General features: G+C 36.6%; 6 protein-coding genes. All 6 read right to left on the bottom strand.

Annotated features, from left to right (window positions below):
- Positions 1–95 precede the first annotated feature (95 nt).
- The 6 genes from AC25Y5_RS02325 to AC25Y5_RS02300 all read right to left on the bottom strand — a co-directional run bounded on the left by AC25Y5_RS02325 (position 96) and on the right by AC25Y5_RS02300 (position 6033).
- Positions 96–587, bottom strand: a complete 492-nt coding sequence (locus AC25Y5_RS02325; RefSeq protein WP_488138899.1) for a flavin reductase family protein — start codon at positions 585–587, stop codon at positions 96–98.
- A 62-nt stretch (positions 588–649) separates the two neighbouring features.
- Positions 650–2539: a XylR N-terminal domain-containing protein gene (locus AC25Y5_RS02320; protein ID WP_488138898.1), complete on the bottom strand. Its 1890-nt coding sequence runs from the start codon at positions 2537–2539 to the stop codon at positions 650–652.
- Complete coding sequence (locus AC25Y5_RS02315) at positions 2520–2867, bottom strand: hypothetical protein (protein WP_488138897.1); 348 nt, start codon at positions 2865–2867, stop codon at positions 2520–2522. Before AC25Y5_RS02315 ends, AC25Y5_RS02320 begins: the two co-directional genes overlap by 20 nt.
- A gap of 136 nt (positions 2868–3003) precedes the next feature.
- Positions 3004–4083, bottom strand: coding sequence for an LLM class flavin-dependent oxidoreductase (locus tag AC25Y5_RS02310; RefSeq protein ID WP_488138896.1), 1080 nt, complete (start codon positions 4081–4083; stop codon positions 3004–3006).
- 458 nt (positions 4084–4541) lie between these two features.
- Positions 4542–5324: a dioxygenase family protein gene (locus AC25Y5_RS02305; RefSeq protein WP_488138895.1), complete on the bottom strand. Its 783-nt coding sequence runs from the start codon at positions 5322–5324 to the stop codon at positions 4542–4544.
- Positions 5325–5841: 517 nt separating this feature from the next.
- On the bottom strand, positions 5842–6033 hold the full coding sequence (locus AC25Y5_RS02300) for a hypothetical protein (protein ID WP_488138894.1): 192 nt from the start codon (positions 6031–6033) through the stop codon (positions 5842–5844).
- Positions 6034–6560 lie beyond the last annotated feature (527 nt).

Here is a 6560-nt window from a genome sequence, read left to right as displayed (position 1 = left end):
TTCAGTTAGTAACTGATTATCTTCTTTTGATAACATCGTAATTACCTCCTCTTTCTTTCAAAAAAAATTTCCGGATTTTTAAAGCCTATTCAGCGTTATGATTCAACCTCTTCTACTTGCGCGACTTGCTCAAGTTTTCCACGGAAGAAAAGTAAAGGTTCAGCTTGATCATCGTAAGAAGTGTTTTTTACGAGACCAGTCACAATATAATGATCGCCGCCTTCAATTATCTCCGCTACATTACATTCGATTGTAGCCAAATTATCTGCTAATAATGGGATGCCATCTTCTGAAATCGTGTAGGATGCGCCTTCAAATTTATTACTAGCGCTCTTCGCGAATCGCCAGCAGTCCGCATCTTGATTTTTCTGAAGGATATTAACTGCAAATGGAACCCCTTTTTTAAATGCCGCCATACTACCTGCTTTTTTATCTATACAAACAAGAATCAGGGGTGGGTCTAATGATAATGAAGAAAATGCGTTAGCTGTTAACCCAATTTGTTCCTGGTCGCTTTTCGTTGTAATCACTGTTACACCTGTGGCAAAGTTACCTACTGTATTTCTAAATTCTCGTGGATCCATCATCTTCTATTCCTCCTTTTATTTAACGAAATTGTTTAAATTTATTAAACCTGAAACTGAAATACTTATCCCTTAATCCTTCCAAGTACCAAGAATATCTGAAGTGAAATTTGCACCTCAAATCGACTATTCGAATCAGATAGATCTATCTCTAGTAAATCCTCAATCTGTTGTATTCGATATCTCATACCACTAATTGAAATTGACATTTCTCGTGCAGTTTTATGCAAATTAAATTCATTTTGAGAATAGTAAAATAGTGTTTGTAATAGCTCAGAGTTTCTTCTCTTATCATAATCAAGGATTGACTTTAGGTTTTCTTCTGCAAAAGACTTCAATTCTTCAGGTTCCCTTGCATTTAAAAACAATGTTAAATGACCTAATTCACTTGATAATATTACTGCGGATTTCATTGATCGAAACCTCGCTAGTTCCACCGCTTTCCTAGCTTCGTCTGCTCTTTTTTTAAAGTCTGAGGGTTTTTTAGTTTCATTACTTATTCCGATACAAATCTGTTGCGCATCACACTTCACCTGTTTTAACAGCTGTTCGACAAATACCTTTATAGTAGTTTGTTCATCCTTAATGAATTTTTTGGAAATAATGACCTGAATCGTATCTAACCTCGTTAATAATAAAATATTAGACAAGTACTTTTTTTCTTTTTGCAGCAAATTTGTTAATTGATTTCGGGTCTTTAGATATTCGTAATCCGTAGATTCTTCTTCGTTTATTTTTCGATCATTAATTTCAATATGAATGATGTAATGAGGCTCCGTTAAATTGTAGCCTAAATAAGAAAATCTATTACGAATCTCCGCAACATCTGTTGTTTTATCATTTAGTAATTGCTCGAGTAGCTCACCTTCAAGCCTTTGTTCAGTCTCCATAGCGACTTGCTCGTTCTGCATATGCAAAGCGGCTATTGTTGCTACGCGTTCAAGTAAATCTTTATGAAAACCATCACTTTTTTGATTCAATTCTATTGTGATAAATCCATTAATCTGATTTCTAATAGAAATTGGTGTTGTCAAAACTTTAAAGGTCTTACCCTTAAGGTTAGTTTCGATAATTTCAGTCCTAAGATTCGCTTCGTCATCTTCATCCCAGAAGTTTCTGGCAGTCATATTTTCTTCCATTCCGGGCTTATTTCCGTATTTAGCAATTTGTTCATAATTCTTATTCTCGATTAAAACCGAACATTTCAAACTCTCTCCTAAAAGTTCGGCAAATGCAGAGAAGCCCTCTCCCTCTAACATAGCCCGAGTAAGATTACGACTTAAAGAATAGCCAATTTCGAGTCTTTCATTTTGCTGTTCCACTCTCCGATACATCTGATCAAGTTCTCCGGACATCTCTTCATCCTCATAATAAAGAAGTTCTTCAGAAATTTCTTCTCCCCATTTTTCAACGGTTTTCCCAATATAACTACAATATTCATCGCCCTTTCCTTTACACTTGATTTCTTTGAATATCACTTTTTTACCAATACATTCACTTGTGTAACCACTTGCATAACCAGTTAAAAAGTGGCAAATACAGTCTGAATGAATAGGGAAGTATTTCAAGTGCTGTTTTGCTTCATATGAATCAATCCAGTATCCAGAAACATCAAAAATACCTTTTTCCATCTCCACATGAAATTTTTCTGTATAAGAAAAAGTCCGCCCTGTTAAATGATGCATCTTGGAACCTGCGATAAGCCACTCAATGTCATCTTTCCAGTTAATCGCATCTTTCAAAAGCCGTGCTTCGTGTGCCCCGGAGCGATATGCATACCTAAGCAAAAATCTTTTTGCCCTTTGAACGCCAAGTGCCGTAATCAAATCTTTCCGAAGTAAGCCCCAGGCATCTGTACTTATCAGTGTTAAATTTAAGTCTTTGAATCCATCGCCAGATTGTTCAGTAACTTTAATTATGTGATCGAGAGTAAGTTCACTGGCCTGTATTTTCAATGAAATCACCCTTACTATTTCGATATCGTTTATCAGTAAAGAAGTAAAGGCTTTCTTTCACTCCCCCCTTCCCAAACTGTAAGAATAACTTCTTTTCATTGTAAAAACCATTCACACGCAGATGCTTTAAATATTGAACAATTACTTTACGACGCTTGACTATATCTTTCAAACCATAGTCATAAAACCAGCTATCAATTACGTTAAATACACCGCGGTTAACTAAATAATTCGTTGTACACCAATCAAAAAATTGTCTATCAGGTAAATGAATAGGATTTTCGTTTACGGATTCTATTGCAGCCCTATTAATATCCAATGTTTGCATTCTTATTAACCTCCTTCATTAGTTAATAATTTCGGAATAGAAAGTTCTGTCTTCGTCAAAATAACTTTACTTATACTATATTCATCACCGGTCTTTTTTCGTTAAGTCTGTTGATGATAGTTGTATTACTTTAAAATTAATTAAGAACTGCTACTTTTTCTTTAAGGTTTTGAAATGCGGGCATGATTTTCTGACTAAATAATTCTTGCGTCCGAATCGTTTTCCAATGTTCCATACCTGCATATGTGCATAAAACTGCAATTTCAGATAGATCAGGACATGCTTCAATCACTTTAGCAACTTTCTCCTTGATTTCTTCTGGTGATCCTACCCAAACGTACTCTTCCTCTAGTAGCGTTTGATAGTCAATCTCCGCCAGTGATTCTAATGCACCTGTTGCATAAAATCCGAAATCTTTTGCAAGCATTTCCTCTTTCGATGGATTTGCTCTTGCAGGTGAGACATTGCCTTTCATAAACTGCTTAATAAGTGGTTCTGCTTCCTTTCTTGCACTATCACCATCATCATCCAAGTACAAAGCTTGAACATAGACGATATCTGGTGTATTTCCATGTTTTGCGCATGATTCACGGTAAATGTCTATTTGACCTAATAGTTTATCTAGCGGCAACATAGGTGTAATCAATACGCCCCAGTCCTTTTGACCGGCTAATTCATAGTTATGATTACTTGCTCCGCCCGTATAAATTTTCGGTTTTTTTGTCGGGCGAGGAACTACACGCACATTATCCACATTGTAGTATTTTCCGTGGTAAGAAAAAACTTCTTCTTCAAATGCCTTTTCAATGATTTCAAGCGATTCAACAAAGCGACCACGAGATTCTTCCAACGGGATCGACGCCTTAGGGAACAACCAAGCATGACCGCGGCCTATAGCGAATTCAAATCTTCCGCCGGTTAAAATATCCGTTACGGCCGCTTGACCGGCGAATACCATCGGGTTATGCAAAGGAAGAACATGAGAACAAGTTCTAAAACGAATATTTTTCGTACTTTGCGCTGCCGCTGCATAAAGTGCCATTGGATTTGCCGAAAGAGAAAACTCTTCAAACCAGTGATGTTCTAACGTGCTAAAAGTGCTAAATCCACGTTTGTCTGCATGTTCAATTTGCTCAATTATTTCCTGATATACTTGCGCGTGAGGCTTCTTGTTTTGTTCCGGGTTTTGTAGTTCTGCGTAAATACCAAAGTTCATTATTATCCCCCTGTATTTATATTAGTTGATTTCCTAAGTAAAATACTGTTTTAATGTAAGCATTACCACCATTCCTAGAATTCCGAATACTCAACTTATACTTACATCATACAATTTTCTAATAACTTTTTTCAATCTATCTTTAGGTCTGAGTAACATCTATTCATAGACACATTAGTACTAAACTGGATTTTTATAAGTCACTTGTAAACTACTTGTCACTAAAGGTATTGGGATACTGTAAGTTTCAATTGACCAAACTTTAAATAAAACTCGTATATAACTTCCCCATTATCCAGCACACAGCGATAGTTAAACTGATCCAGTTTTGACGGAAAACTACAAGCGTACTGAATACTGCGGAATATGCAAGTATTCCTAAGCTGCTGGTTTTATAATTTCCTGAGCGCAAAAAATTTCAGAGGCATAGTACAATGCCCCTGAATCAGAATTCCATCTTATTCCGTGCGCATAACGAAGTTTAAAGAAGCCTCTACATGACTACCTTTATCTTCAAACTTTGTCAGAAGATCTAAGCGAACACCATCCGCCACGTCATTTTCAAGCCATTCATCATCCTCCGAGAACACTTGAGTAATAAGCGTTTCGTGGCCGTCTGCTTCAAACATTAAATGAAGATGTGCAGGTCGCATCGGATGCTTGTCCGTGTATTCCAAGAATTCTCCCGTTGGACCATTCGTTGGAATCGGGTAAGGTAATGGAACAATGGATTTTACTTCAAAATCGCCATTTTTATCTGTAAAGAAATGGCCTCTTAAATTATATTTTGGTGCATCAGAGTCAAAAGCCGAATACTTCGCAGATGCATCGTTTTGCCACATTTCAATACGTGTATTCGCAAGCTTTTTGCCATTAACATTACTGACATTCCCTTTAAAATATAGGACTTCTCCTGCTTCGTCAGGACGCTGTGTCAAAACAACTGGCATTCCTGGTTCCGCTACTAGTAAAGGGGATCCTTCGATGAAGTAAGGACCCAAGAGAGAAGGTTGAGTTCCGGGCTTCTCTGTATACATTGCTCTTAGTACATGGGTTTCTAAGAATACATCCGCATAAAGCGGAAGTTCTCCGGCTCGTCCGAGTCGATCGGCCCAGTTTACAAAATTTGTATACTCTTCGTGATCTAATTTGGCTTCTTCAAAAAAGCCTTGGATATGTTTGATAAATAAATCGAAAACCTCTACTACGCGTTCATTTTTTTTAGTCGCTTCTTTTTGCATTATTAAACTCCCCCTAAATAAATTGTCTGAATAACATTTTTCACTCGTATTCTCGCAAAAGCTGTCAGCATAAAATTGGTGAAGATTGCAGCTCCCAATTTAAAAAATGCTTTCATGATATATTTTGAGACCTTAGAAAAGTCCGAATATTCACTTTGCAATTATATCATAATCTTACAACCAACGTAAATCAATATACGTTTAGGTCTAACTAACTGATTTAGTTCGACCCATTAGTATCAAGAAAATCTTTACCAAAATGATAGATCACATTTCCAGCTACTTAACTCTGAATAAAAAGATGCATTAATCCACATTCTCCACTACTACTGAAATACCTTGTCCGACACCTATACACATAGCAGCTAAGCCTAATTTTCATTATGCCACATTTCAACTCTTGTATTTGCAAGTTTTTGACCGTTTACACTACTAATATTTTCTTTGAAAATTAATACTTCGGCTTTTTCATCTGGACGTTGTGTCAATACCAAAGGATGTCCCTGTTGACCTTCAATTAGAGGCGATCCTTCAACAAAATATGACCCAGAGATGGTTGTGTTCCAGGCTTATCAGTATACATTGCTCTTAATACGTGCATTTCAAGAAAAACATCAGCATAAAGTGGGAGTTCACCCGCCCGTCCTAATCGATCCGCCCAATTGACGAAATTTATATACTCTTCATGATTTAAGTTTGATTCTTTCAAAAAACTTTGAACATGATTGATAATAAATTAAAGACATCTTCTACTCGCTCATTTTTTTTAGTAAGTTGTTGTTAAATTATAAATTCCCCCCTTGATGATGAATTAAAAGATTTTTTACAGTAGGTTGTTAATTTTCATGATGAAGCCTCCCTAGTCTTGTATCTTGTAACTACTTTGAAGTTTTATGCCAATATTTTAGAGTGAATCCAGATTTTCAAGCGCACTAACCACGGTCGGGAATATCTTCAGTTTTGAATCCTCTCCCGAGAACGTATGGAATATTACGAGCAATTAAAAATATTAAAAATGAATCGTTAAGAATCAGTTGTCCAATACAAAGAGTTTGTTCGTAAATAAATCATCCGAACGGGCTGCGTCGGCCTGCCTCTCACGTCAAAAATATCAGATAAATCAACTGCGACGGAAAGCGCCTGCTTTTTTTTGACACAAAAAAGCCTCCTAACTACGTAGTGGAATCGGTGATAATACGGATGTTGACCGTATCACTGACCGTATTACTCTACGAG

It is taken from the genome of Sporosarcina sp. Y1011 (assembly GCF_057669885.1).
This window is presented reverse-complemented; position numbering and strand designations above follow the sequence as displayed.

Coding starts and splice junctions, on each gene's coding strand:
- AC25Y5_RS02315 (WP_488138897.1), bottom strand. CDS start 2,867: ATGCAAACATTGGATATTAATAGGGCTGCAATAGAATCCGTAAACGAA.
- AC25Y5_RS02325 (WP_488138899.1), bottom strand. CDS start 587: ATGATGGATCCACGAGAATTTAGAAATACAGTAGGTAACTTTGCCACA.
- AC25Y5_RS02310 (WP_488138896.1), bottom strand. CDS start 4,083: ATGAACTTTGGTATTTACGCAGAACTACAAAACCCGGAACAAAACAAG.
- AC25Y5_RS02305 (WP_488138895.1), bottom strand. CDS start 5,324: ATGCAAAAAGAAGCGACTAAAAAAAATGAACGCGTAGTAGAGGTTTTC.